The sequence below is a fragment of the Chromobacterium haemolyticum genome, from assembly GCF_009936155.1.
In the GTDB taxonomy this organism is placed as follows: Bacteria; Pseudomonadota; Gammaproteobacteria; order Burkholderiales; family Chromobacteriaceae; genus Chromobacterium; species Chromobacterium haemolyticum.
Genome location: NZ_AP019312.1, coordinates 4,144,170 through 4,169,178, shown reverse-complemented (window position 1 = coordinate 4,169,178; position 25,009 = coordinate 4,144,170). Strand labels below are relative to the sequence as shown.

Below are 25,009 nucleotides of genomic sequence, written 5' to 3'. Positions count from 1 at the left end.
CCGCAAGAGCGCGCGGGTCATTCCGTCTACTGAGAATAAAGGAAATCAGCATGAAGCACCTTCTGTCTTTGTTTACCCAGCTTTGCCATGTCGCGGGACGTCCGGGGCTGCGTCGCGGCAAATGAGCCTATCGCCGGCGAGGCCGGCGGAGCAATGCGAAAGCGGCCCTGAAGGGCCGCTTTCGCATTGAGCGCCGCGAGCGACGGCTACTGTCCCATGGTACTGGTCCGGATAGGGGCGGATGGTTTTTTGTCGGGCAGCTTGATATATTGGCCAGAAATATTTTAATGGCATTTTTGTTCTAATTAGATTTAATTGTTTTGCTTGTGAAATCAAAGTTCAAATGTCATGAGCCCGGCGCCGGAAGACGTCGGACGACGGGCACGGGATGAGCAGGGTTGGGAGCGTGGCATGGGGAAGAGCTGGAAGGCGGTCTTGGGCGGAATGGCGCTGGCGTGTTGCATGGCCGCGCTGTATGCCGAACCGGGGCCAGTGGTGTTGACGGTGTCGGGCAAGATCAGCCAGTTCACTAATAAAGAAAAGAATGTGTACGAGTTCCGCGAGCAGGATTTGCAGGACTTGAAGCAGCATTCGGTGGTGACCAGGACCAGCTGGACGCCGCAATCGGTGTTCAGCGGACCGCTGATGCGGGACATCCTGGCCAAGGTGGGCGCCAGCGGCCAGAAGGTGAAACTGCGCGCGCTGAACGACTACGTGTACTGGATAGACCGCCGCGAATTCTACGACTTCGACGTCGTGCTGGCCCGCTCGGTCAACAACAAGCCTTTGGACATCACCAACCGCGGGCCGCTTTGGCTGATGTATCCACTGGACCAAATGCCGGAGGATAAGAAAGGGCCGGTGATGGACGCCAAGCTGGTATGGCAGATCAATCGCCTGGTGGTGTTTTGATGCCGGCCGGTCAGGAGGGCTCGGGACGAGCGATGAACAAATCGATGCTGTCCGGCTGGAAGGGGATTCCGGCGCTGGCCTTGCTTGGCTTTTTGTTGCTCGCCATCGGCGTTTACATGGCGATCGAGCGTTATGTGCCGGCGCGCGGCTTTGAGGGGCGCAGCGAAGATTTGTACTGGTCGGTGGCGCAGATGCAGCTTGAGCTTGAGAAAGCCCGCGCGGACCTGTTGAGGTTGAAGGCGGGGGAAGTCCCCGAGTCGCAAGTGCAATTTCGCTTGGCGGTGGCCAACAGCCGTTTCCTCGATTTCGTCACTCCATCCAAGATGCAGGAGATGCTGAGCCGCGTGGACGGCTTCAAGGGCACCGCCAGCCTGTTGCAGGATTTCTTCGAGGACGAGAATATTCTGCATCCCAGCCTAAGGACCGCGCAGCAGAATATAGACCGCATCGACAGCATCAGGCCTTCGCTGGCGGAGTTCGCGGTTCAGGCGCGCGTGGCCGAGGTGTCGTCCCGCGACGCGCGCAATAAGGATTTGCGGCACAACCAGCAGTTGGTCGCTTCACTGTGGTTCGCGCTGGGCGGTATTTGCATGGTGATTTTCGTGCTCTTGTACCGCTATCAGGGCGCGCGTCGCGACGCCGCCGCCCGTCAGCAACTATTGGAACAAGAGCGTGAGGCGCATAAGGCCACGGTGAACGCGGAACTGGACCGCACCACCTTCCTCGCCACGCTGAGCCACGAGATCCGCTCGCCGTTGCAGACCATGCAGGTATGCGTGGAGCTGATCGAACCCGACATTGATCCGGCAGGAAAGGCGGCCAAGGCGGTGGGGCGCTTGAAAACCTGCATGGCGCATCTGATGACCCAGGTGCGGGACATCATGGACATCTCCGCGATCAAAAACATGCAGTTCCGCTTGCATATCAGCGATGTGGATGTGGCGGCGGCGCTGAACGAGGTGATCGACGTGCATCGCGCTCAGCTGGATGGCAAGGGGCTGGGCCTGCATGTGCGGCTGGGCGAGTTGCCGCCGAAGGTGAGGTTGGACGGAGACCGTTTGCGGCAGATAGTCGGGAATCTGCTGACCAACGCCATTCGTTACACGGATCACGGGACGGTTACTGTTGAGGCCGGTGTGGACGCCGCCGATGGCCGCAATATTTTGGATATCCGGGTGATAGATACCGGCATCGGCGTGCCTGAGGAGTTTCAATCTCGCATTTTCCAGCCGTTTTTCCAGGGGCATGCGCGTCGAGTGGGCAGCAGCGGGCTGGGCTTGGCGGTGGTCAAGGAGCTGGTGTCGCTGCTGGGCGGCGAGTTGGAGCTGAAGAGCGTGGTAGGCGTCGGCTCCGAATTCATCGTCCGTTTGCCGATTGTGGTGCCCGACCAACTGCCGGGGCCGGAGCGCTCGGTGTTGGTGGTGGACGACGACAAGAATATCCGAGAGCCATTTTCAGATTGTCTGCAGATGAACGGTTACGCGGTGTCCACCGCCAGCTCGGTGGCGGAAGCTTGTCAAAAGCTGCAGCAGGCGAGTTTCAACGTGGTGTTGTTGGACATGCAGCTGGGTAATGAGAGCGGTTATTCAGTGGCGGAAGCGCTGAAGCGCAGCGTGCGCCACCGTGGCGTGAAAATCATCGCGATGACGGCGTATCCGGAAGAGTACGCGGACCCGCGCGCCGCTTGGTTCGCCGCGCGTCTGGAGAAGCCGTTTGACATCAGCCGGCTGCGCGCGGTGCTGGGCCGGGCCTTGGAGTCGCCGCCAGGCCCCGGGCATGTCGGCTAGTCGAACAGTCGGGCTTCGCGCAGAAGGTGTTTGTCGCCCAAGCGACGGGTAAAACCGCAGCGGTCGAAGTATTCCAGGATCTGAATCGCCAGTTTGCGGCCGCAGCCCAACTGATCGCGGAAGTTGGCGGCGTCGGCGTAGCCGACGTCTTGGTTCAGGTTTCGAACGATGGCCGCCATGCCGCGTATGGTCGCGCTAGAGCAATAGCGGTCCCGCACCACGGCGTGGACATGACTTAGTCGTGCGGCTTTGCGCAGCAAGGCGCGCGCCTGTTCTTCTTCCAAGCCGGCAGCCGTTGCCAGATCCCGTACCCAGTGCGCTTGGTTCTCCTCGGCGAAAGCCGGTTCCAATCGCCGCCACTGCGCGGTCTCTTCTGCGTTGAAAGCCAGCACGTGCTCGGGCAGGTGCAGCCAGCCGTGGGTGTTGGCCAGCCTCCCTTCCGCCAGCAACTGATCAATCATCAAGTTGACCGCCGCCTCGCTTTCCTGCGGCAGCGCCAGCCGGCGCGCGCGGCCGCGGCTGGCGCCCAGTTGATCCGGTTGCTGAAGATGCAGCGCCGCCAGTCGTTGCAGCAGTTGTTCTAGCAAACTTACCCAGTGTTCCGGCGCATAAGCATGTTGGCCGGCGATGCGTAGCGGCGCGGCGCGCAGCAGTTCCGCCAGGCCGGTTTCGTTTAATTGCCGGTCCCAGGCCAGATCGGGCAGGGAAACCGCTTGCCGGCTGAGGCGGAGCCGCAGATTCTCGACATCCTCCATTCCCGCCGCGGCCAGGGCGCGAAGGTAGGCCAGCCGTTCGTCGTGTCGCTTGCCGCGGGTGGGCGGTTGCCGCTCCAACACCGTGGCGCAGGCCAGCGTGTGCTGCGCGCCGGCGTCTCGTAGGATTATCCGGTCGCCGTCGGCCAGGTGGAGCGGACGGTCCAGGCTCAGTTCCGCCAACCCCTCGTCGCCGGAATGGAGCTGCGAGCGTTCCAGTAGCGCCACCCGGCCGGTGCAGTGGCTGGCTGCGTGATGGATATGTACGGCCTGCCAATGGCGCAGCGCGGCGTGAAGGCCCGGAGCCAAGCGCAAGCGGACGCTGACGCGGGAGCTCGGTGCCGGGGCCGCTTGCGCCAGCAGCCAGTCGCCGCGCTGAATCTGTTGTTTTTCGATGTCGCCTGCCAGGTTGAGCGCGATGCGCTGCCCCGCCTGGCCTTGCCGCGCCGGCTGGTTTTGCACATGCAGGCCGCGTACGCGGACCGGAACGTCCTTGCCGCTCAGCCATAGCGTGTCGCCTATGCTGACGCGGCCGCCCCAAGCCGTGCCAGTTACCACAAGGCCGGCGCCGCCTATGGTGAAGGCGCGGTCTATCGCCAGACGGAAGCGCCGTTCCGTGCCAGCCGCGTCGCCGCGCTGTTGCAGCAGTTGCCGCCGTAAAGCATCGACGCCGACGCCGGTGCGCGCGGAAACCGGGAGCAGCGCTGTCGCTTGCAGGCCGTGCTCCGTCAGCGTCTGTCGCACCGCGCTCATGACGCGTTCCAGTGCTTCCGGGCCGACCAGATCGCTTTTGCTGACGGCCACGGTCAGGCTGTCCAGTTGCAGCAATTGCAGAATGGCGAGGTGTTCGCGGGTTTGCGGCATCACGCCGTCGTCGGCTGCGATGACCAGCAGGGCGTGGCGCACGCCGCCTACGCCGGCCAGCATATTGCCGAGGAAGCGTTCATGGCCGGGCACGTCGATGAAACCGATCGCGCCGCCGTCTGGCGTGGGCAAATAGGCATAGCCCAGATCTATGGTCATGCCGCGTTTTTTTTCTTCCGGCAGACGGTCGGCGTCGGTGCCGGTCAGGGCGTGCAGCAGGGTGGTTTTGCCGTGGTCTACGTGTCCAGCGGTGGCGATAATCATGGCGGGCGAAGCTGAAGGGGGAAAAGGCCAAGTATCGCCAGAAACGGCGGGCTTGGCCATGGGGCCTCGCTCAGCTTGCGGGCGCGGCGTCCGGAAGGTAGTGCCCGACGGGATCGATATGGATCAGCACGTCCAGCACCGGGTGGAGCTCCAGCACATGGTGGCGCGCGGCCTCTGAGATGGCGTGGGCTTGTTCCACGCTAATGGCGCCGTCTACTTCCAGATGCACATCCACTTGGATCAGATCGCCCATCTTGCGAGTGCGCAGGTCATGCACGCCGTGGATGCCGGGGGTGGCCAGCAGGGTCTGGCGGATGGCGGCGACGGCGTCGTCGTCGGCGGCGCGATCCATCAGGTCATGCATTGCGTCCCAGCCGAAGCGCCAGCCCATGCGGGCGACCAGCAGCCCCACCAGCAGCGCGGCCACCGGGTCCAGCAGCGGGTAGCCCATCAGGTTGCCGATAATGCCCAGCGCCACCACGAGGGAGGAGGCCGCGTCGGAGCGCGCGTGCCAGGCATTGGCCACCAGCATGCTGGAGCGCACGCGTTTAGCCACCGCCAGCATGTAGCGGAATAGCGCCTCTTTGACCACCAGGGCCAGCAGCGCCACCCACAAGGCGACGACATGGACGGTGGGGATGGAGGCGGGGTCGTGGAATTTAGCGGCGGCGCTGTACAGCATGCCCAGGCCGACGCCCAGCAACAGCAGGCCCAGAACCAGCGAGGCGGCGTTCTCGTAGCGGTGGTGGCCGTAGTGGTGATCGTTGTCCGGCGCTTTGTGGCTGTGTTTGCCGGCCAGCAAGACGACGAAGTCGGCGATCAGGTCGGACAGCGAGTGCAGGCCGTCGGCGATCAAGGCGGAGGAGTGCGCCAGGGCGCCCACCACGATCTGGGTGGTGGAGAGAATCAGGTTGACCGCGACGCTGACGAGCGTGCTGATGCGGCCGGCGCGGCGTTTTTCTACGCTGTCGCCGTCGATGGCGTGATGAGTGTGGGCCATGGCAGTGCAGTCCGGCAGTGGGTGGGATATCGCTATTATCGCATATTGGCTATTAATTTTAAAAAATTGATTGTTTTTATTAATGAGAATGAGAACAAGAATGAACCTCAGCCGTTGGCTGGACGGCTTGTGACACAATCGTGGTTTTCCGCGGGTGGGTAAGGAAATGGCTTTATTGTTGAAAAGCGCCTTGGGCGCGCTGGCGGTCTTGTTGATCAGCGTGTTGGCCAGGTCCAGAAATTACTATATCGCCGGCCTGGTGCCGCTGTTTCCCACCTTCGCGCTGATCGCGCATTATATTGTGGGCAGCGAGCGCGGCGTGGCCGAGCTGAAAACCACCTTGCTGTTCGGCATGGCTTCGCTGCTGCCTTATTTTATTTATTTGTTGGCTTTGTATTGGCTGATCGACCGTTGGCGCTTGGGCGCGGCCTTGCTGGGCGCGGCGGCATGCTGGACCATGGCCGCCGGCGTTTTGGTGTGGCTATGGACGCGCCAATGAGCCCAGGTTGTCGATAAAGCCGGTTTCATCCTCCAGGCAGCGCAGGTCCAGCCATAACCGGCCGTCGGCCAAGCGGCCGATTACCGGCCGCGGCAGCGCGCGCAGCGCTTCGGCCAGCCGTTCCAGCGTGCCGCCTCGGCCGTCGGCGGGCGAAACCGCCAGCGCCCAGCTGGGCAAGCGGTCCACCGGCAGCGAGCCGCTGCCGATCTGGGACAGGCAGGCGGCGTCCTCTACCAGATAGTCCGTTCCCAGCGCGGCGGCCAGCGGGGCGCGCAGGCGCTCGGCGCTGGCGCGCATCGTTGTTTGCGGGCGGGTCAGCAGGCGCAGCGTCGGCAGGGTTTCGGGCAGCCGGTCCGATTCCAGATAAAGCCGCAGCGTGGCTTCCAACGCCGCGAGCGTCATTTTGTCGCAGCGCAGCGCGCGTTTGAGCGGGTGTTGCTGAATCTTGTCTATCCATTCGCGCTTGCCGATGATCAGGCCGGCCTGCGGCCCGCCCAGCAGCTTGTCGCCGGAGAAGCTGACCAAGTCTACGCCGGCGGCGATCATCTGCTGCGGCATCGGCTCGTGAGGCAGGCCGTGGGCGGCCAGGTCGATCAGCGCGCCGGAGCCCAGGTCGGTGGCCACCGGCAGGCCGCGTTCGCGCGCCAGTTCGGCCAGTTCCGCCTCCGCCACGCTGCTGGCGAAGCCCTGAATCGCGTAATTGCTGGTGTGGACCTTGAGCAGGAGGCCGGTTTCCGCCGTGATCGCGTTGCGATAGTCCTTCAGGTGAGTGCGGTTGGTGGCGCCCACTTCCACCAGCCGGCAGCCGGCCTGGCGCATCACGTCCGGCATGCGGAAGGCGCCGCCGATCTCCACCATCTCGCCGCGGGACAGAATGACCTCGCGGCCGGCGGCCACGGTGGACAGCATGATGAGCACCGCCGCCGCGTTATTGTTGACCACGCAGGCGGCTTCAGCGCCGGTGAGTTCGCGCAATAGTTCGCTGACCGCCTGGTCGCGGTGGCCGCGGCCAGCGCCTTGCAGGTCGAATTCCAGCGTGGCGGCTTCGCGCATCGTCGCGGTCACCGCGTCCACCGCGGCCTCGGCCATCGGCGCGCGGCCCAAATTGGTGTGCAAGACGGTGCCGGACAGGTTGAACACCGGGCGCATCCGCATGCGCTGGCGCTCGGCGACGCGGTCGCCTACCGCGGCGGCCAGGCTGTCGTCGCTGGCGGCCCAGGGCGGCAGCGCGTGCTGTTCGCGTATGGTCCGCCGCGCCTGCTCCAGCGTCTGGCGCACGGCTTCGGCCAGCGCGGCGTTGCCGTGGCGGCCCAGCAGGCGGGACAGACGGTCGTGGCTCAGCAGGCGGTCTACGGAGGGCAGGCGGGTATACAGGTTTTTCAGATCCATGGGGGCTTCCGGCGCGACGTCAGATTCCTTCATTTTACCCGCTTACGCTCGAGAGCTGCCGGCTGCGTATAATGCCCGGATGCAGACACATCAAACGCCTCCCTTCGCCGGTCTCACGCCGGACGCCATTCTCGACGCAGTGGACAGCCTGGGCCTTTTCAGCTCCGGCAGCCTGCTGGCGCTGAACAGCTATGAGAACCGGGTTTATCAGATCGGCATCGACGACGCCGCGCCGCTGGTGGCCAAGTTTTACCGGCCGGAGCGCTGGAGCGACGAGCAGATACTGGAGGAGCACGCGTTTTCGCTGGAGCTGGCGGAACGCGAGATCCCGGTGGTGCCGCCGTTGGCTTTCAACGGCGCGACGCTGCACCATCACGGCGGTTTCCGCTTCGCCTTGTTTCCTCGCCGCGGAGGCCGGGTGCCTGAGCTGGGCGACGCGCGAACCTTGGAGTGGATCGGCCGTTTCCTTGGGCGCATTCACGCCTTGGGCCGAGTGGAGGGCTACGCGCGGCGGCCGGCGCTGGACCCGGACAGTTTTGGCCGCGAGCCGGCGGAATACCTGCTGCGGCACGCGGATTTGCCGCCGGAATTGCGCGAGGTGTTTCGCGGCGTGCTGGAGCAAGCCTTGGCCGGCGTCGAGCGCGCTTACCAGCGCGCCGGCGCGGTGAGCGCGCTGCGGCTGCACGGCGATTGCCATGTCGGGAATATGCTGTGGACCGACGACGGCCCGCATTTCGTCGACTTCGACGACAGCCGCATGGGGCCGGCGGTGCAGGATTTGTGGATGTTGCTGTCCGGCAGCCGCGAGGAGCAGTCGGCGCAACTGGCCGAGGTGCTGGCCGGCTACGAGGATTTCTGCGAGTTCGATCTGCGCGAGCTGCATCTGCTGGAGGCGCTGCGCACCTTGCGCTTGATCCATTACAGCGCCTGGCTGGCTCGGCGTTGGCATGATCCGGCCTTTCCGGTCGCCTTCCCCTGGTTCAACAGCCAGCGTTATTGGGAGGAGCAGATTCTGACCTTGCGCGAGCAGATCGCGCTGTTGGACGAGCCGCCGTTGTGGTCTGCCTGAGCGTGGGGTTCAGCCGGTGCTGGCCTCCTTATGCTGCTGCATTCTTTCCTTGACCCAGCTTTCAAAGTGGGGAGCGTCCATCGGCTTGGCGATGAAATAGCCCTGGCCCATCAGGCAACCGCGGTTGCCCATGAAGTCGAGATCGGTGGTGGTTTCTATGCCCTCGGCCACGGTAGTCAGTTGCATGCGTTGCGCCAGTTCGATCACGCTGTTGAGTACGGCTTCCAGGTGCGGCTTGGTGGACACCGAGGTGACCAGCGATTGATCGATTTTCAGTTCGGTGAACGGGAAGCGGGTCAGTTGCTGCAAGGTGGCGAAGCCGGTGCCGAAGTCGTCGATGGACAGGCCCAGGCCGCCCAGCCGCAGCCGGGCGGCGATGCCGATGGCCTCGGCCAGGTTGTCGGCGATCGCGGTCTCGGTCACTTCGAAGATGATGAAGCGCGGCGGCACATGGGTGCTAAGCAGCCGCTGCTCGATCTGCTGTGTCAGGTCGTCGCCCTTCAGCGACAGCGCCGACAGATTGACCGATAGCGGCAGCCGCAGCCCGCGACGCGCCCATTCCTGCCATTGCTTCAGGCCTTGGTCCAGCATGCTGAGCGTCAGTTCGGTGGCCCAGCCGCTGGCTTCCACCACCGGGATGAAGCGGGCGGGCGAGACGATGCCGAGCTCCGGGTGCTGCCAGCGCGCCAGCATTTCCGCGCCTTTGAGCAAGCCGCCGTTGAGGGTGACCTTGGGCTGGTAGTAGGGAATGATCTCGCCCTTGTCCAGGGCCTCGCGCACCTCCACCTCGCTGAACAGTTCGGCATGGTGTTCGTCGCTGCCCTTGGGCGTCCAGACCCGTTTGAGCAGGTCCAGCAGCTCGGGCTGGCGCAGCGGCTTCTTTAAGCCGCCCAGCACCGGCAGCCCAAGCTCCCGCCCCATCAGCTCCACGGTGGAGATCAACAGATAGTCTTTGCTGGAAGTGACCACCAGCGGCGCGGTCAGCCCCTCTTTGGCCATGTGTTGCATCACTTGCACGCCGTCCAGTTTGGGCATTTCCAAATCCAGCAGGATCAGGCTGGGCAGCTGCTCGCGCATCCGCTCCAGACCTTCCTCGCCGTTGGCGGCCTGGCGGATCTGCTGCGCGCCCAGGCCTTGGCAGATCTCGCAGCCGTGCTGGCGTTGCAAGGTGCTGTCGTCAATGATCAGGACGTCCTGGATATCCAGTTGCATGGTGTTTCCTCGTTCAGCGGCAAATCGCCTTGGCGATGGTGTCCAGCGACATCACTTCGTCGGCCGCGCCCAGGCGGATCGCTTCCTTGGGCATGCCGAACACGACACAGCTTTCCTCGTCTTGGGCGATGGTCTTGGCGCCGCAGTCGTGCATTTCCTTCAAGCCCTTGGCGCCGTCGTCTCCCATGCCGGTCATGATGATGCCCAGCGCGTTTTTGCCGGCGAACTTGGCGGCGGAGCGGAACAGCACGTCCACCGACGGCTTGTGGCGGCTGACCAGCGGTCCATCCACCACTTCCACCAGATAGAAGGCGCCGCTGCGTTTGATCATCATGTGCTTGCCGCCGGGGGCGATCAGCGCGCGGCCCGGCAGGATTCGGTCGCCGTTGCTGGCTTCCTTGACTTCGATCTGGGACAGGCTGTCCAGCCGCTCAGCGAAAGAGCGGGTGAATTTTTCCGGCATGTGCTGGACGATGGCGAGGCCGGGGCAGGTGCGCGGCAAAGCGGTGAGGACGGTTTCCAAGGCCTGGGTGCCGCCAGTGGAGGTGCCCACGGCAATGATGCGTTCCGTGGTGGCGAACATATTGCCGCCGGTGGGCGCGGACAGGATGGCGTCGGCGGACAGCTTGGGCCGGGTTTCCAGCGGGTTGGGTGTTGGCGCCGGGCCGCCAGAGGGCGCTCCGCCGCCGGCGGAGGGCATCACCCGCACTCGGTTCATTCGGGCGGCGGCGGCGCTGCGCACCGCATGCACCAGTTGGCTGGCGCTCTCTTCGAGAAAGCCCTTGACCCCGGCCATGGGTTTGGCGATCACCTCCACCGCGCCGGCGGCCATCGCTTGCATGCTGATGTCGGTGCCTTTTTGCGTCAGCGACGAGCAGATCACCACCGGCGTCGGCCGGCTGGCCATCAACTGTTTGAGGAAGGTAATGCCGTCCATGCGGGGCATCTCGATGTCCAGCACGATGACGTCCGGCCATTGCTGTTTCATTTTTTCCATCGCGGCGATGGGGTCGGTGGCCACATCCATCACCGTCATGCCGGTTGCCTGGCTGAAAACCTGGCTCAGCACTTGGCGAACCACTGCAGAGTCGTCCACGATCAGCACTTTGATAGTCATGCCCGAGTCCTTGCCTTATGGTGTGCGGAGATCTTGCTCATGTCCGCGTCTTGCGTTTGTTTTACCCACACATCGCCCGTGGCCAGATCGAACATCACCAACCGCGGGCTGTTGCCGCCCAAATCCTCCGCATGCACGGATAGCCCGAGTTGTTTCACCAACTGGTAGGCCATGTCGATATTGCGCGACGGCACGTCGTGCGGCTGATCGCGTTCAATGCCGGCCAGCACTGCGGCTCCGCCCACCAGCTTGGCGTGGAATTCCTGCAAGGGCAGTCCGGAGTTCAGCACCTCGTGCAGCATCAACAGCATGGCTTCGTCGCCGTAGCGGCCCGACAGTGTCGATGCCCTGCGGTCGGTGCGCCGAGCCAGCAGGTAGTGGCACATCCCTCCGATTTTGGCTTTGGGATGCCACAGCGTGATCGAGACGCAGGAACCTAGCAGCGTGCGGACCTTGTGGTGCTTGTCGCCGAAGTACCAATCGCCGGGATGCAGGAAAATATCGACGTCTTGTTTTGTCATTACCAGGGCCTTTGTGCCGAAGGTGGCCAAGCGACCGGTTCATTCGTTTTAATGTAGATCAGTTGCCGCGCCGTTTCAGGGTGGATTCGACGCGCTCCCCGTCTCCGCGCTTGTCTCCTGAATCAGAAAGTAAGCGATTTGCTGTTGCAGACGCGCCGCCTGTTTGTGCACTTCGGCGGCGGTGGCCGCCAGCGCTTCGCTGTTGGAGGTGTTGCGCTGGGACACCTCGCCCAGGTGCTCCATCGCGTCGCGGACTTGGGATATGCCGCGCGCCTCTTCCCGGCTGGCGGCGCTGATGCCGCCCACCAGTTCCGCGGTGGCCGCGCTGCGTTCCAGAATGCCGGACAGCGCGCGCGCGGCCTGACGCGCTTCATGGCGACTGTGCCGGGCCAGTTCGCTGATTTCCCGGGCGGCGTGATGGCTGCGTTCGGCCAGCTTGCGCACGTCGCCGGCCACCACGGCGAAACCATGGCCGTGCCGGCCGGCGGTGGCGGCCTCTATGGCGGCGTTGAGCGCCAGCAAATTGGTTTGGTAGGCGATGTCTTCGACGGTTGCGATACGCTCGGCAATCTGTTCCAGCGCGTTTTCCGCGGTCTGCACCGCTTGTTTGCCGTCAGCCACCTGGCGCGCGGCGTCGTGCGCGGCGGCGTTGGTCAGTTCGGCCTGAGCCAGGTTGCCTTGGCTGACTTCGTGCATTTGAGCGCAGGATTGGGCGGTGGCGCTAACGCTGAGCGCGGCGGCCCAGCTGTTTTGCGCCAGCGCCTCGGCGGTGGCTCGGATTTCGCGGGCGCTGTCGGCAAGTTGGTCGGCGCTGTGACGCACGTCTTGGATGATGTCGCTCAGGTGGCGGCTGCTGTATTCCAAGGTGGAGTGCACGCTGCGGCGCGTTCCCGCGGGCGGTTTTCCCCCGCGCCATAGCCGGCCGGCGGCCATTTCGCGCATGCGCTCGGCCAGCTCGTCGGGCTCCGCGCCCAGGATGCGCCACAGGTTGCGGTGAATGGCCCAAGCCAGCAGGAGGCCGGCCAGCGCGCTGCCTCCGGCCAGCGTCAGCAACAGCGTTTTCAATTCCCGGCCGCGGCTCTCCGCTTGCAGGGCGGCTTGTTGCTGCAAGGCGTGGGTTTCGGTCCGCAGCCTCCGCAAGGCGGCCAGGAAATTGGGCGTAGCGTGGCCCAGGACTTTGCGCGCTTCGTATTTTTGGTTGGCGGCGGCCTGGCGCATCGCCTGGTCCAACTGGATGAAGGCCTCTATGCGGCGATTTTGCAGTTGCCGCAGGGCCTGTTGCAGGCTGGCCCGGCCCGGCGCTTGTTGCCGGGCGATGCCGTCGGCCAGACGCTGTTCCAGCTCCAGGTAGCGGTTGCGCGCGCTCAAATAGCGTTCGCGCCAGGTGTCGATGTCGTGGCGGGAGGAGACGATGATCAGCGAGCGGTAGTCGATGCGCATTTCCTGGATCTGGACCTGCATGCGGTCGCTGAGCCGGGCGTGGCGGCCATAGACTTGGGTGATCTCCTCCAATTGAACATGGAATTGCTCCAGGCCGTACAGCCCCGCGCCAATCAAGGCCAGCAGCAGAAACAGCAGCGCGCCGAAGCCCAGTTTCAACTGCCGGGAGACGGACAGAAAACTTGGGCCGGGCGCGGAGGCGAAGTGGGCCGGCATGGCCGCTCAGGCCTTTTCCGTTTGGGTTTCCGCTGCGGTTTCCTGCTGGCCCAGGCTGGAGATCAGGGCCATTTCATCGACCGACAGCACTTTGTTGACATTGAGCAGCACGATGAAGTGGCCGTCCAGCTTGGCCATGCCGGCAATGAAGTCGACGCGGATCTTGCTGCCGAACTGGGGCGGAGGCTCGATGTCTGCGTCGGGAATGGCCAGCACTTCGTGCACCGCGTCCACCAGAATGCCGATCAACTGCAGCTGGTCCTCTCCTTCAACCTCGATGATGACGACGCAGGTGCGGCGATTGATTTCGGTTTCGCCTCGTGCGAAGCGCAACGACAGGTCTATTACCGGCACCACCGAGCCGCGCAAATTCATCACGCCGCGAATGAAGGGCGGCATCAGCGGCACATGGGTGGGTTTCAAATATTCCAGGATTTCACGTATTGCCAGGATGCCGATGGCGAAGACGTCGCCGCCCAGCTGGAAGGTCAGGTATTGGCGTGCGTCGGTCTGCCCTTCGGCGGAGACGGCGTTGTCGTGTTTGCGCTGCAGATGGAGCGGTTTCATGGCGCTAGTCCGGTTAGAAACGGATGAAGTCGGACTCTTCCGCCAGCGGCGGGTGCAGCGGTTTGTGCTGCAGCACGGACTCGCGCCGCGCGCGCGGCGCGGGGTGGAAGGATTCGGCGGCGCCCAGCTTGAAGTAGCCCATCAATTCGTGAAGATGTTCGGCCTGGTCGTTCATTTCCTCGGCGGTGGAGGCCAGTTCTTCGCTGGCGGACGCGTTCTGCTGCGTGGTCAGGCTCAGTTGCTGGATGGCGGAGTTGATCTGGCTGACGCCGCTGGCCTGTTCATTGGAGGCGGCTGCGATTTCCTGCACCAGATCGGCGGTGCGGCTGCTGGAGCGGACGATTTCCTCCAGGAACTGGCCGGCCTGCTCGGCCAGCTTGACGCTGCTGCCGGCCACGCCGCTGATTTCCTGAGCGGCGATCTGGCTGCGCTCGGCCAGCTTGCGCACTTCGGCGGCCACCACGGCGAAGCCCTTGCCGTGCTCGCCGGCGCGCGCGGCTTCGATGGCGGCGTTGAGCGCCAGCAGATTGGTTTGGTAGGCGATGTCGTCGACGATGCCGATCTTATCGGCGATCTGACGCATCGCCTCTACGGTGCGGCGTACCGCCTCGCCGCCCTCGGCCGCCTCGCGCGAGGCCTTGGTGGCGATGCTCTCGGTGACGCGGGCGTTGTCGTTGGTCTGGCTGATGGACGAGGACATCTCTTCCACGGAGGCCGATGTCTCCTCAATGCCGGCGGCCTGTTCGCTGGCGGCCTGGGACAGCGCCTGGGAGGTGGAGTTGATCTGCTGCGCGGCGCTGGACAGCGCCTCGGAGCCGCTCTTGACCTCGGCGATGATGTTGCGCATCCGCTCTATGGTGACGGCGATGGCGGCGCACAGGCTGTTTTGGTCGCCCGGCCGCAACCGGATTTCCGCGTCCAGATTGCCGTCGGCCACCTGACGCATCACTTCGGACACGTAGTGCGGTTCGCCGCCCAGAGTGCGCAGCAGGTTGCGGGTGATCAGGGTGGCGAGGCCGGCGCTGATCAAGGTGGCCAGCAAGGACAGCGCTATCATCACCCAGTGGGCTTGCTGATAGCTGGCGTCGGCCTGATTGGCCAGTTGGTCGTTGAGTTTGTCTTCCAGGTCCGCCAGCGCGGTCAGTTGCTGGTTGAAGGCGATCATTTGCGGAGCGATCTCGTTCTGCATCAATTTCTTGGCCTCGTCCTGGCGGCCCTGGTTGGCTAGATCCACCGCCTTGTCCACCAGGGCCAGCGTGGCGGGGCGCATATTCTGGATGCGGCTCATCTGCTCCAGTTCTTGTGGGGTGTTGTTGCTGGCTTGCCGGAACACTTCGGCCAGCTTCTTTTCCCGGTCCATATAGATGATTTTGGCCGCTTGATAGGCTTGCAGCGCGTTGTTGATGTCGGCAGGCCCCTCCGCCAGCATCACGTTGCGGTAGGCAATCCGGATGTCCTGATTGTCGCTGATCAATTGGCGCGCCAGCCGGCTTTCCATATTGTTGATCTGGGTGATGTCGCGCAGGGCGATATTGCTGATTTCCAGCCCGTACAACGCCGCGCTGACGCAGATCAGCATCAGCGCGATGATCAGGCCGAAACCCAGCCCGAGCTTCTGCGCGATGGACATGCCGTGTTTGTATTGGCTCATTGGGCGCTCCTATCCGTTTTCGCCGCGGTGTTTGTCGTGCCAGCGTCCCATTCCCGGGCGGGAAGCAGCGCGTACCGCTCCGCCTCTTTTTGGGTGGCATGGTGGATCAGGGCGGGCACGTCGAGAATCAAGGCGACTTCGCCTGTGCCCAAGATGGTGGAGCCGCTGATGGCCTTGAGATGGCGGAACAGATTGCCCAGCGGCTTGATCACCGTCTGGAATTCGCCTAGCAGGGCATCCACTACCAGACCAGCCTTGCGGTCGCCGTAGTGGACCACCACCACGTTGCGGCGTTTGGCCGGGACGGACGGCAGATCCAGGAAGCTGTCCAGGCGCAGCAGCGGCAGCAACTCGCCGCGCAGATTCAGGCAGTCGTGAACGCTGTCTTTGTCCAGAGCGGCGGGTAGTTCTATGCATTCGATCACCGCTTCCAGCGGCACCACGAAGGTGGCGGCGGCCACTTCCACCAGGAAGCCGTCAATGATGGCCAGCGTCAGCGGCAGCCGGATGCGGAAGGTGGTGCCGAGCCCGAGTTCTGATTCGATGTCTATGGTGCCGCGAAGCTGCTCTATGCTTTTTCTCACCACGTCCATGCCGACGCCTCGGCCGGAGATGTTGGTGACCTGGTCCGCGGTGGAGAAGCCCGCCTCGAAGATCAGCCGGAACACGTCCTGCTCCGGCAGCGCGGAGTCGGCGGGAACCAAGCCGCGTTCCACCGCCTTGGCCAGGATGCGCTCTTGGTTGAGGCCGCCGCCGTCGTCGGCCACTTCGATCACGATGCTGCCGGACTCATGGTAGGCGTTGAGCCAGACATGCCCTTCGGCCGGCTTGCCGCTGGCGAGCCGGCGCTCCGTGGTTTCGATGCCGTGGTCTATGGCGTTGCGCACGATGTGCATCAGCGGGTCGCCCAGTTTTTCCACCATGGATTTGTCCAGCTCGGTTTCCGCGCCGGAGATGTGCAGCTGGATGTCCTTGCCCAGTTCGCGGGAGACATCGCGCGCCACGCGCGGGAAGCGGCTGAAGATTTCGCCGATCTGGATCATGCGCATGGACAGCGTTCCGGCGCGGATCTGTTCGATCAGGTTGGCGATGGTTTGAGTGGCCTCCACCAGCGCGCTTTGCTGAGAACGGCGCGCCACCAGGTTGGCGGCGGCGCCGGCGATCACCAGTTCGCCTATCAGGTTGATCAGGCTGTCCAGCTTGCCAGCCTCCACCTTGATGAATTTGCTTTCAGCCTGCTTGCCGCTTTTGGCGTCGCCGGAGGTCTTGACGCCGGCGCGGGCTGCCGGGGCCTCCTGGGCCGCGTCGACGAGCAAAACAGGATCGAGGTCCGCGGTGGAATGTTCCTCCTGCGCCAATTCCACGACTTCCGCCTGCGGCGTTTCCACCTCCATCGCGAAGGACTCGTCGGGCGCGGCTTCCGGCTCGGCGGTCTCGGGTTCCAGGCCAAAGCGCAGCCATACCGCCAGCACCGCCTCGGCCTCCTCCGGCGCGGCGCTGGCCAGCGTCTGCGCTTGTTGTCGCGAAGTGGGCGGCCACGGCCAAATATGGACCTCGCTGTCTTCGCGGGCGAATTCGAAGACATCCAGCAGCGTCTGCTGTTCTTCCGGGCTGCGGTACAGCGCCTCCAGGCGCAGATAGTTGGTTTCCGGATTGAAGGCGTCGCCGGCCGGCAGTTGGGTGGTGATGGCTTCGATCCGATCGATCTCGCCGATGGTGGCGAGATAGCGGATGAAGGAAGACGGGTCCATGCCGTTGCGCAACATGTCCGGGCCGAAGCGCAGCGACAGCAGCCACTGCTCCGGCTTTTGCGCGTCGGGCGCGGCCGGAGGTTCGGATGGGGCCGCTGCTGGCGGCGCTTCCGGGGGCGGGGTTGTTTCCGCCGCATCCTGAGCCGCGGCGCCGCCGGCCGCGCGGTTGTAGGCGATCAGTTCGTCCAGCAGTTCGGTGTCGGCGAAGCGCTCCAGGCTGTCCTTGGCCGCCAGCGCGGTGAGCATCTCCTTGACGTGGTCGTGGCAGCGCAGCAGCAGGCCGGTCAGCATATCGTCCAGCCGCAGGGCGCCGTCGCGCAGCAGGTCCAGCACGTTTTCCACTTCATGGGTGAAGCCGACGACGATGTCCAGACCAAACAGCCCGGCGGAACCCTTGATGGTGTGCATGGAGCGGAACAGGGCGTTCAGCTGTTCCGTGGTGGTGGAGTCGGCCTCCGCGTCCAGCAGGATGCTTTCCATCTCCCCCAGCAGATCGTTGGACTCTTCGAAGAAGGTTTGCAGCGCCAGTTCAAGATCCATGCGCGGCCTCTTCCAATGAGAGCTCGCCTTGCAGGCCGACGAGTCGTATGAAGTCCTGAGAGGCCGGGCTGGGGGCGATGAAGCGCAACGCGACGCCCTTGCGCAGGCTTTCCCGGCGCAGCCACAGCAGCACCTGGGCGATGGCGCAGTCCAGTTCTCCTACACAGGACATATCCAGCTCGATGGCGGCGTGGCCGGTCAGGGCTGCGTGAAGCTGCTGATGCAGTTCCGCCGCCTGGTAAATGGTTTGTTCTCCGCTGAGCGTCAGTTGGAAAACGTCGGCGGACAGTGTGGCGGGCGCGCCGTCTCGGGCGTCTGATTTTTTGCGGGTGCGCGGCATGTCGGGCTCCCGTTCAGGGCAGGATCAATTTGGAAACGGCGGTTAACAGCACCGGCGGCTGAAATGGTTTGACCACCCAGGCTTTGGCGCCGGCGGCCTTGCCTTCCTGCTTCTTTTCCTCGGAGGATTCCGTGGTCAGCATGATCACCGGAGTGAATTTGTAATTAGGATGGACCTTGATATTGCGCAGCAAGGCGATGCCGTCCATCAGCGGCATGTTCACATCGGAGACGATCAGATGGACTTTGCGTCCGTCCAGCACATCCAGCGCCTCCTGGCCGTTGCCGGCCTCCAGCACCTCATAGCCCGCGCCGGCAAGCGTCATGCGCACCACCTGTCGCAGGCTGGCCGAATCATCGACGATGAGTATGGTTTTGGCCATCGGAAGCGTTCCCCGGATCAAAAAAAGGTGATGTTGTTTTGGTTATTGCCCGATTCAGTCTTGTCGCTGCTGTGCAGGACGCGCTGCTCATGGGTGGTATAGCTGTTTTTCAAGGCCTCTAGCCAGGCTGCCGTGTCCGGCGGCGTCGGCCGCTGTTCGGTATCGATCAGCGCCTGGCTGAAGACGCTTTCCAGCCGGCGCATGTCGTTTTGCACTCCGCTGAGGATTTGATCCACCCTATCCTGGAATTGCAGTTGCACCAGAATATCTTCCAGCGCCTGCTGCAAGGATTGAGACTGAGCGGCCTCTTCGTCCTGCATGGCTTCTTTATCCTGGGCGGCCGGGTCGGCGGGGTTTAGCGGCGCATGCGGCCGCAGCGGCTCGTGCGCCATCTGCGCCAGGCTGTCCATCGCCTTGTCGATCTGGTTTTGCAAGCGGGACAGTTGCTCCAGCGTATCGCTGCCCAGTTGTTCCATGCTTTGCTCGCCGTCCAGCTGGCGGCCGCTGATCAGACTACGCACCAGGTTTTGCAGGGTATTGGCCGATTGGCCCAGTGTGTGCAGATGGATGGCGAGGTCGGTTTGCTGCCGGGTGGCGTTTTGCAAGAGCTGCAGCATGTGCTTGAGCCGGCTTTCCGCTTGCGCCAGCGCCGCTTGGTCGGTGTGCTCGCCGGGTTTGGGCACCGCGCCGCCGACTTGGCGCAAGATGCCGTCAAAGCGCAGGGTCAACCGATTGGCGGCGTCGTCCATTTGTTCCTTGCCCAAGGAGATGTGGCCGGCCCACAGCGGGAGCAAGGCGCAAACATGGCTGGCGAAGCCTTGCCAGTAGGCGTCGGGGTTCGGCGTCTGCTCCGCGGCGTCGACCGGAGAGGGCCAGCTCAGCGCCAGCGCCAGCGCGGCGGAGCTGAGCGCCAGCCCGGCCCAGAGCAGGGCATGCCCCCAAAACAGCCAGCACAAGACGCCGCCATTGATGGCCAGACCCAGCAGCAGGCGGTTTCTTGGCGTCAGAGGCGGGAGCAGAGCCATGTCGATTAACCGGAATAGAAAAAAGTCATACCTTTTTTGTAGTTGTTGGTTTTTTCTTATGCAAACGGCCGGCGCGGCCAAGCCGCTTGCTTAGGCAATAAAAAAGCCTCCGTGAAGGAGGCTGGCAGGGTGGAAACAGAAGCGCTTCTCAGCCGGGGAACAGCAGCGGATTCACCCCGCTGCGGGCAAAGCCGCGCTGCTCCAGCTGCTGATCCAGCGCCAGCGAGGCCAGGTCATCGGCTACCGGCTCGGCGTTCAGGTCCTTGTCCAGCGCCAGGATCTTCAGGTAGCTGCCGCAGTCGCCGCAGCTTTCGCCTCGCACCGCGGCCTGCTGGCTGTCGCCTTGCTCCAGCGACCAGTAGCCGATGTCGCGCGTGGCTTCGCAATTGCTGCACTTGGCGCGCACCAGATGCCATTCGCTCTCGCACAGGCTGCAATGCAGATAGCGCAGGCCGGACTCGTTGCCGAGGCGCACCACGCTGGCCACCGGCGGCATCGCGCACACCGGGCACAGATGGCGGGCGTCGTCCGGTTCGGCCACCGCCGTCACCTGCAACTGCGCGGCCAGCTGGCTGAAGTAGACCGACAGCGCCGCCCACAGCAAGGGCGCGCGCGCCGAGCCAACCGCGGCGAAATCGCCGTCGAGCAGCGCGCGGGCGGCGCTTTCCAGCGCCGCGTCGTTCGCTTGTTCCAACTCGCGCGCTACTTCGCCGGCGGGGCCGGGCAGGGCGGCTAGCTCCGCGCACAGCGCGCGCAGCAGATCGCGCCAGACCGGATCGCGCGGCCAGGCGGCGGCGCCCAGCGGCGGCAGGCCGTGCTCGGCGCAATGATGGAAGTAGTCGCCGCGCGGCGGCAGCGTCACCGGCTGTTCGCGCACCAAGCGGTGCTGCGCGGCGGCGATGCGGGCGGCGAATGCCAGATAGGCCGCCATCGGGTGGCCGTCGGCCAGCGTTGTCAGGCGCTGGCTGCGGGCCAGATAACGTTCGGCGGGCTGGGGCAGCAACAACGGCGGGATCTCTCCCGCCGTGGTTTGCAGCCGGCCAGCCTCGTCCAGAGGGACGATGCGTATGCTCATGGCTTGTTCTTGTCTCCGGTCATTTCACGATACCAACGCGGATGATGCTTCTTGGCCCAGGCGTGGGTGACCACGCCTTCCACCATCGCCCGTATCGTGCCGCGCACCCAGATGGCGGCGTAGACGTGGACGATGATGCCGGCGATCAGGATCAGCGCGCTCCAGGCGTGCAGGAGCAGCGCCACGCGTATCACCGGGATGGGGAAGTACATCGCGAAGTACGGCCGCCACATGATGAAGCCGGTGCACACCAGCACCAGCATGCAGCCGGTCATTAGCCAGAACATGCCTTTTTGGCCGCCGTTGTACTTGCCGATGTCGCCGACCTCATGACCGGACAGCACCGACTTCACCGCCATCATCCACTTCACGTCTTCCTTGTCCAGGAAGTTGTGATGCCAGTAACGCAGGAACTGGCGCGCGAAGCCGACGAACATCAGCACCCCGACGAAGGGGTGGATGATGCGCGCCAGCTGCGGCGTGCCGAATACGCCGGTCAGCCAGAAGAAGGCCGGGTAGAAGAAGGCCAGGCCGGAAATCGCCAACAGCACGAAGCACACCGCCACGATCCAGTGGTTGAGGCGTTCCGCCGCGCTGTAGCGCTTGATCAGCTTTTCCTTGCTCATGCCTGTTCCTCCTCTTCCTCTTCCGCCTTATTGGGGCCGACGCCGATGTAGTGGAAGAAGCCGAACAACACTGAAGCCGCCAGGCCTATGGTGGACAGCGGCTTGAGGATGCCTTTCCACAGGCTGACCACCGGACTGATCTTGGGATCCTTGGCCAGGCCGGAATACAGCTCCGGCTTGTCGGCGTGGTGCAGCACGTACATCACGTGGGTGCCGCCCACGCCTTCCGGATCGTACAGCCCGGCGTTGGCGTAGCCGCGGGTCTTCAGCTCTTCCACCCGCTCGTGCGCGTAGGTCTGCATATCGGACTTGGTGCCGAAGCGGATGGCTCCGGTGGGACAGGTCTTCACGCAGGCCGGCTCCTGGCCCACCATCACCCGGTCGGAGCACAAGGTGCATTTATACGCCTTGTTGTCCTTCTGATTGATGCGCGGGACGTTGAACGGACAGCCGGAGATGCAATAGCCGCAGCCGATGCAGTGCTCGGACTGAAAGTCCACGATGCCGTTGGCGTACTGGATGATGGCACCCGGCGACGGACAGGCCTTCAGACAGCCCGGATCGGCGCAGTGCATGCAGCCGTCCTTGCGGATCAGCCACTCCAGCTTGCCGCTTTCTTCCACCTCGCTGTAGCGCATCACCGTCCAGCTGTGGGCGGTGAGATCGGCCGGGTTGTCGTAGACGCCGACGTTGCTGCCCACTTCGTCGCGGATGTCGTTCCACTCCGAGCAGGCCACCTGGCAGGCCTTGCAGCCGATGCAGGTGGACACGTCGATCAGCTTGGCCACCTCGGCCTTGTAATCGCGCACCACCGGCGGCTGGGTGGGGCTGGCGGAGCGGCGCTGGATATCTTGCGATTGCAGTGACATGGTCGCTCCTTATACTTTCTCGACGTTGACCAGGAAGGACTTGAATTCCGGGGTCTGGGTGTTGGCGTCGCCGACAAACGGCGTCAGCGTGTTGGCGCTGAAGCCTTTCTTGGCCACTCCTTCATAACCCCAGTGAATCGGAATCCCGACCTGGTGCACCGTCTTGCCGCCCGACTGCAGCGCGCGGATGCGCTTGGTCACCACCGCCTTGGCCTTGATATAGCCGCGCTTGGACGACACTTTCACCGTGTCGCCGTGGGCGATGCCTTTCTCCTTGGCCAGCGCCTCGCCGATTTCCACGAACTGCTCCGGCTGGGCGATCGCGTTCAGCCGCGCGTGCTTGGTCCAGCCGTGGAAGTGCTCGGTCAGCCGGTAAGTGGTGGCCGCGTACGGGAAGGCGTCGTGCTTGCCCATCTGTTCGCGGTCCGCGGCGAACACCCGCGCAGCCGGATTGGACACCACCTTGGGATGCAGCGGGTTGGTGCCCAGCGGCGTTTCGAACGGCTCGTAGTGCTCGGGGAACGGGCCTTCCGCCATCTTGTCGAGCGCGAACAGCCGCCCCAGGCCCTCGGCCTGCATGATGAAGGGGCCCATGGCGCTGCCGGGCGGCTCGTCGGCCTTGAAGTCAGGCACGTCCACGCCCACCCATTTTTCGCCGTTCCACTTGATCAGCGTCCGCTTCTTGTCCCACGGCGTGCCGTCCGGCTTACAGGAAGCGCGGTTGTACAGCACGCGGCGGTTGGCCGGCCACGCCCAGGCCCAGCCCAGAGTGTTGCCCAGCCCGGACGGGTCGCTGTTGTCGCGGCGCGCCATCTGGTTGCCGGCCTGGGTCCAGCTGCCGGCGAAAATCCAACAGCCGGACGCGGTGCTGCCGTCCGCCTGCATCAGGGCGAAGCCGGACAGCAGCTCGCCTTTCCTGGCCAGGAACTGTCCCGGGTTCTTTGGATCCGGGATGTCCGCCAGCGCCTTGCCGTTGAGCTCCTTGGCCAGTTCTTCCGGCTTGGGCTCGTGCGGGTTGCCGTAAGCCCAGGACAGGCTCATGATGGCCTCGGCGTTCTTGCCGCCATCCTTGGCGTACTGCGCCTTCAGGCGGGTGAAGATGCCGGCCAGGATTTCCGCGTCGGTGATGGCTTCGCCCGGCGCGTCCGCGCCTTTCCAGTGCCATTGCAGCCAGCGGCCGGAGTTGACCACCGCGCCGTCTTCCTCGGCGAAACAGGTGGTGGGCAGGCGGAACACCTCGGTCTGGATCTCCGCGGTCTTCACATCGTTCTGTTCGCCGTGGTTTTTCCAGAAGGTGGAGGTGTCGGTGGCCAGCGGGTCCATGATCACCAAGTACTTCAGCTTGGAGAGCGAAGACACCACCTTGTTCTTGTCCGGGAAAGCCAGTACCGGGTTGAAGCCCTGACAGAAATAGCCGTTGATCTTGCCCTGGTGCATCAGCTCGAAGTACTGCAGCACGTCGTAGCTCTTGTCCCACTTGGGCAGCCAGTCATAGCCCCACTGGTTGTCGGCGGTGGCCTTGTCGCCCCACATCGCCTTCATCAGCGAGATGAAGAACTTGGGATAGTTCTGCCAGTAGTTCATCTGCCCGTCGGCCAGCGGCTTGCTGGTGTACTTGGCCAGATAGGCCTCCAGCGTGGGCTCTTTCTCCGAGGGCATGTTCAGATAGCCCGGCAAGCTGGTGGACAGCAGGCCGATATCGGTCAGACCCTGGATGTTGGAGTGGCCGCGCAAGGCGTTGACCCCGCCGCCGGCCATGCCCATATTGCCCAGCAGCAGCTGGATCATCGCCATGGTGCGGATGTTCTGCGAACCGATGGAGTGCTGCGTCCAGCCCAGCGCGTACAGGAAGGAGGTGGTCTTGTCGTGGGCGCCGGTTTCCGCCAGGTATTCGCATACCTTGAGGAAGGCGTCCTTGGGTGTGCCGCACAGGGTTTCCACCATTTCCGGCGTATAGCGGGCCACGTGGTCGCGCATCAGATTGATTACGCAGCGCGGGTCGGACAGGCTGTCGTCGCGCTTGGCCATGCCCTTGTCGTCCAGCTGGTAAGTCCAGGTGGATTTGTCGTAGCTGTGCTTCTCCGCGTTGTAGCCGGAGAACAGGCCATCGTCGAACTTGAAGTCCGGGTTCACCAAGAGCGCGGCATTGGTGTAGGCCAGCGTGTATTCCTTATTGTACTTGCCGGTTTGCAGCAGGTAGCGGATCACGCCGGACAGGAACGCAATGTCCGTGCCGGTGCGGATGGGGGCGTAATAATCCGCCACCGAGGCCGTGCGGGTGAAGCGCGGATCAATGACGATCAGCTTCGCCTTGTTGCGGGTCTTGGCTTCAATCGCCCAGCGGAAACCCACCGGGTGCGCCTCGGCCGCATTGCCGCCCATGACGACAATGAGGTTGGCGTTCTTGATGTCGACCCAATGGTTTGTCATGGCACCGCGACCAAATGTTGGGGCAAGACTTGCCACCGTTGGTCCGTGTCATACACGCGCCTGGTTGTCGACCGCCAGCAGCCCCAGGCTGCGGGTGAATTTGTGGGTGAGCCAGCCGGCCTCGTTGCTGGACGCGGATGCGGCCAGGAAGCCCGTGGTCAGCCAACGGTTGACGGTGACGCCATCGGCGTTTTTCTCGACAAAGTTGGCGTCGCGGTCGCGCTTCATGTGGGCGGCGATGCGCTCGAAGGCTTCGTCCCAGCTGATGCGTTTGAATTCGTTGGAGCCCGCTTCGCGCACTTCGGGGTAGCGTAGGCGGTTGGGGCTGTGGATGAAGTCGATCAGGCCGGCGCCCTTGGGACAGAGCGCGCCGCGATTGACCGGGTGGTCCGGATCGCCTTCAATGTGGAAAATATCGGCTTTGGCGTTCTTGGCGCCGTCGCCCAGGCTGTACATCAAGATGCCACAGCCCACCGAACAGTATGGACAGGTATTCCGGGTTTCCGTCGCGCGCATCAATTTATAGCTGCGCGTGTCGGCCAGCGCGGTTTCGGGCATGAAGCCCAGGGTCGCGATGGTGGTGCCTGCCATGCCGCCGGCGCAGAGCTTGAAAAACTGCCGTCTGCTGACTTGCATGGGTTTGTCTCCTTGGTATGAACCTGGCGCCCTTGACCCACCAAGGGCGCATTGCTCACTCACAGCGGAAAATCT

At 63.9% G+C, this 25,009-nt stretch carries 21 protein-coding genes; 4 read left to right on the top strand and 17 right to left on the bottom strand.

Translation table 11 applies throughout. From position 1 onward, the window contains the following. Positions 1-411: 411 nt before the first annotated feature. Both GYH29_RS19080 and GYH29_RS19075 read left to right on the top strand, forming a co-directional pair. Positions 412-912: a molybdopterin-dependent oxidoreductase gene (locus GYH29_RS19080; protein WP_039753958.1), complete on the top strand. Its 501-nt coding sequence runs from the start codon at positions 412-414 to the stop codon at positions 910-912. Positions 913-944: 32 nt separating this feature from the next. After that, a complete protein-coding gene (locus GYH29_RS19075; protein ID WP_019100624.1) occupies positions 945-2,699 on the top strand; it encodes an ATP-binding response regulator in 1,755 nt (584 codons plus the stop codon). Here the strand turns inward: GYH29_RS19075 and selB are convergent. Both selB and GYH29_RS19065 read right to left on the bottom strand, forming a co-directional pair. Beyond that, positions 2,696-4,579 carry a selenocysteine-specific translation elongation factor gene (gene selB, locus GYH29_RS19070; RefSeq protein ID WP_161524264.1) on the bottom strand — a complete coding sequence of 628 codons (1,884 nt, stop codon included), beginning with the start codon at positions 4,577-4,579 and terminating at the stop codon, positions 2,696-2,698. The genes GYH29_RS19075 and selB overlap by 4 nt on opposite strands. Before the next feature lie 70 nt (positions 4,580-4,649). Next, complete coding sequence (locus GYH29_RS19065) at positions 4,650-5,579, bottom strand: cation diffusion facilitator family transporter (RefSeq protein ID WP_161524263.1); 930 nt, start codon at positions 5,577-5,579, stop codon at positions 4,650-4,652. Between the two features lie 166 nt (positions 5,580-5,745). On the opposite strand from GYH29_RS19065, the gene GYH29_RS19060 reads away from it, so the two are divergent. Further along, a complete protein-coding gene (locus tag GYH29_RS19060) occupies positions 5,746-6,078 on the top strand; it encodes a GlpM family protein (RefSeq protein ID WP_043640044.1) in 333 nt (110 codons plus the stop codon). On the opposite strand, the gene selA is transcribed toward GYH29_RS19060, so the two are convergent. Beyond that, positions 6,061-7,467, bottom strand: a complete 1,407-nt coding sequence (gene selA / locus GYH29_RS19055; RefSeq protein ID WP_161524262.1) for an L-seryl-tRNA(Sec) selenium transferase — start codon at positions 7,465-7,467, stop codon at positions 6,061-6,063. The two genes, GYH29_RS19060 and selA, sit on opposite strands and share 18 nt — an antisense overlap. A 79-nt stretch (positions 7,468-7,546) precedes the next feature. On the opposite strand from selA, the gene GYH29_RS19050 reads away from it, so the two are divergent. Further along, positions 7,547-8,536: a serine/threonine protein kinase gene (locus tag GYH29_RS19050; protein ID WP_161524261.1), complete on the top strand. Its 990-nt coding sequence runs from the start codon at positions 7,547-7,549 to the stop codon at positions 8,534-8,536. A gap of 9 nt (positions 8,537-8,545) precedes the next feature. Here GYH29_RS19050 and GYH29_RS19045 read toward each other — a convergent pair whose 3' ends face one another. The 14 genes from GYH29_RS19045 to fdnG all read right to left on the bottom strand — a co-directional run bounded on the left by GYH29_RS19045 (position 8,546) and on the right by fdnG (position 24,934). Beyond that, positions 8,546-9,748 carry an EAL domain-containing response regulator gene (locus GYH29_RS19045; protein WP_043640049.1) on the bottom strand — a complete coding sequence of 401 codons (1,203 nt, stop codon included), beginning with the start codon at positions 9,746-9,748 and terminating at the stop codon, positions 8,546-8,548. A gap of 13 nt (positions 9,749-9,761) precedes the next feature. Further along, on the bottom strand, positions 9,762-10,865 hold the full coding sequence (locus tag GYH29_RS19040; protein ID WP_043591196.1) for a protein-glutamate methylesterase/protein-glutamine glutaminase: 1,104 nt from the start codon (positions 10,863-10,865) through the stop codon (positions 9,762-9,764). Further along, positions 10,862-11,386 (bottom strand): chemotaxis protein CheD, encoded by a 525-nt coding sequence (locus GYH29_RS19035; protein WP_043591400.1) that lies wholly within the window; start codon positions 11,384-11,386, stop codon positions 10,862-10,864. Before GYH29_RS19035 ends, GYH29_RS19040 begins: the two co-directional genes overlap by 4 nt. A 75-nt stretch (positions 11,387-11,461) precedes the next feature. Then, positions 11,462-13,042 (bottom strand): methyl-accepting chemotaxis protein, encoded by a 1,581-nt coding sequence (locus GYH29_RS19030; protein ID WP_052052020.1) that lies wholly within the window; start codon positions 13,040-13,042, stop codon positions 11,462-11,464. 6 nt (positions 13,043-13,048) lie between these two features. Next, a complete protein-coding gene (locus GYH29_RS19025; protein WP_019103017.1) occupies positions 13,049-13,609 on the bottom strand; it encodes a chemotaxis protein CheW in 561 nt (186 codons plus the stop codon). Between the two features lie 13 nt (positions 13,610-13,622). Beyond that, positions 13,623-15,260 (bottom strand): methyl-accepting chemotaxis protein, encoded by a 1,638-nt coding sequence (locus GYH29_RS19020; protein WP_052052019.1) that lies wholly within the window; start codon positions 15,258-15,260, stop codon positions 13,623-13,625. Continuing rightward, entirely contained in the window at positions 15,257-17,551 is a 2,295-nt protein-coding gene (locus GYH29_RS19015; protein ID WP_161524260.1) for a chemotaxis protein CheA, read from the bottom strand. The genes GYH29_RS19020 and GYH29_RS19015 overlap by 4 nt, the downstream gene beginning before the upstream one ends. After that, positions 17,541-17,891: an STAS domain-containing protein gene (locus tag GYH29_RS19010; RefSeq protein WP_019103014.1), complete on the bottom strand. Its 351-nt coding sequence runs from the start codon at positions 17,889-17,891 to the stop codon at positions 17,541-17,543. The genes GYH29_RS19015 and GYH29_RS19010 overlap by 11 nt, the downstream gene beginning before the upstream one ends. A 13-nt stretch (positions 17,892-17,904) precedes the next feature. Next, the gene (locus GYH29_RS19005; RefSeq protein ID WP_019103013.1) at positions 17,905-18,273 is read right to left on the bottom strand and encodes a response regulator; all 369 of its coding nucleotides are present in this window, start codon (positions 18,271-18,273) and stop codon (positions 17,905-17,907) included. 17 nt (positions 18,274-18,290) lie between these two features. Further along, a complete protein-coding gene (locus GYH29_RS19000; protein ID WP_019103012.1) occupies positions 18,291-19,298 on the bottom strand; it encodes a hypothetical protein in 1,008 nt (335 codons plus the stop codon). A 148-nt stretch (positions 19,299-19,446) separates the two neighbouring features. Then, positions 19,447-20,373: a formate dehydrogenase accessory protein FdhE gene (gene fdhE, locus GYH29_RS18995; RefSeq protein ID WP_161524259.1), complete on the bottom strand. Its 927-nt coding sequence runs from the start codon at positions 20,371-20,373 to the stop codon at positions 19,447-19,449. Then, entirely contained in the window at positions 20,370-20,999 is a 630-nt protein-coding gene (locus GYH29_RS18990; RefSeq protein ID WP_043591192.1) for a formate dehydrogenase subunit gamma, read from the bottom strand. The genes fdhE and GYH29_RS18990 overlap by 4 nt, the downstream gene beginning before the upstream one ends. Further along, on the bottom strand, positions 20,996-21,868 hold the full coding sequence (fdxH, locus tag GYH29_RS18985; protein ID WP_043591190.1) for a formate dehydrogenase subunit beta: 873 nt from the start codon (positions 21,866-21,868) through the stop codon (positions 20,996-20,998). Before fdxH ends, GYH29_RS18990 begins: the two co-directional genes overlap by 4 nt. 9 nt (positions 21,869-21,877) lie before the next feature. Beyond that, positions 21,878-24,934, bottom strand: coding sequence for a formate dehydrogenase-N subunit alpha (fdnG, locus tag GYH29_RS18980; protein ID WP_157222135.1), 3,057 nt, complete (start codon positions 24,932-24,934; stop codon positions 21,878-21,880). Positions 24,935-25,009: the final 75 nt, after the last annotated feature.

Coding starts and splice junctions, on each gene's coding strand:
- GYH29_RS19080 (WP_039753958.1), top strand. CDS start 412: ATGGGGAAGAGCTGGAAGGCGGTCTTGGGCGGAATGGCGCTGGCGTGT.
- GYH29_RS19075 (WP_019100624.1), top strand. CDS start 945: ATGAACAAATCGATGCTGTCCGGCTGGAAGGGGATTCCGGCGCTGGCC.
- selB (WP_161524264.1), bottom strand. CDS start 4,579: ATGATTATCGCCACCGCTGGACACGTAGACCACGGCAAAACCACCCTG.
- GYH29_RS19065 (WP_161524263.1), bottom strand. CDS start 5,579: ATGGCCCACACTCATCACGCCATCGACGGCGACAGCGTAGAAAAACGC.
- GYH29_RS19060 (WP_043640044.1), top strand. CDS start 5,746: ATGGCTTTATTGTTGAAAAGCGCCTTGGGCGCGCTGGCGGTCTTGTTG.
- selA (WP_161524262.1), bottom strand. CDS start 7,467: ATGGATCTGAAAAACCTGTATACCCGCCTGCCCTCCGTAGACCGCCTG.
- GYH29_RS19050 (WP_161524261.1), top strand. CDS start 7,547: ATGCAGACACATCAAACGCCTCCCTTCGCCGGTCTCACGCCGGACGCC.
- GYH29_RS19045 (WP_043640049.1), bottom strand. CDS start 9,748: ATGCAACTGGATATCCAGGACGTCCTGATCATTGACGACAGCACCTTG.
- GYH29_RS19040 (WP_043591196.1), bottom strand. CDS start 10,865: ATGACTATCAAAGTGCTGATCGTGGACGACTCTGCAGTGGTTCGCCAA.
- GYH29_RS19035 (WP_043591400.1), bottom strand. CDS start 11,386: ATGACAAAACAAGACGTCGATATTTTCCTGCATCCCGGCGATTGGTAC.
- GYH29_RS19030 (WP_052052020.1), bottom strand. CDS start 13,042: ATGCCGGCCCACTTCGCCTCCGCGCCCGGCCCAAGTTTTCTGTCCGTC.
- GYH29_RS19025 (WP_019103017.1), bottom strand. CDS start 13,609: ATGAAACCGCTCCATCTGCAGCGCAAACACGACAACGCCGTCTCCGCC.
- GYH29_RS19020 (WP_052052019.1), bottom strand. CDS start 15,260: ATGAGCCAATACAAACACGGCATGTCCATCGCGCAGAAGCTCGGGCTG.
- GYH29_RS19015 (WP_161524260.1), bottom strand. CDS start 17,551: ATGGATCTTGAACTGGCGCTGCAAACCTTCTTCGAAGAGTCCAACGAT.
- GYH29_RS19010 (WP_019103014.1), bottom strand. CDS start 17,891: ATGCCGCGCACCCGCAAAAAATCAGACGCCCGAGACGGCGCGCCCGCC.
- GYH29_RS19005 (WP_019103013.1), bottom strand. CDS start 18,273: ATGGCCAAAACCATACTCATCGTCGATGATTCGGCCAGCCTGCGACAG.
- GYH29_RS19000 (WP_019103012.1), bottom strand. CDS start 19,298: ATGGCTCTGCTCCCGCCTCTGACGCCAAGAAACCGCCTGCTGCTGGGT.
- fdhE (WP_161524259.1), bottom strand. CDS start 20,373: ATGAGCATACGCATCGTCCCTCTGGACGAGGCTGGCCGGCTGCAAACC.
- GYH29_RS18990 (WP_043591192.1), bottom strand. CDS start 20,999: ATGAGCAAGGAAAAGCTGATCAAGCGCTACAGCGCGGCGGAACGCCTC.
- fdxH (WP_043591190.1), bottom strand. CDS start 21,868: ATGTCACTGCAATCGCAAGATATCCAGCGCCGCTCCGCCAGCCCCACC.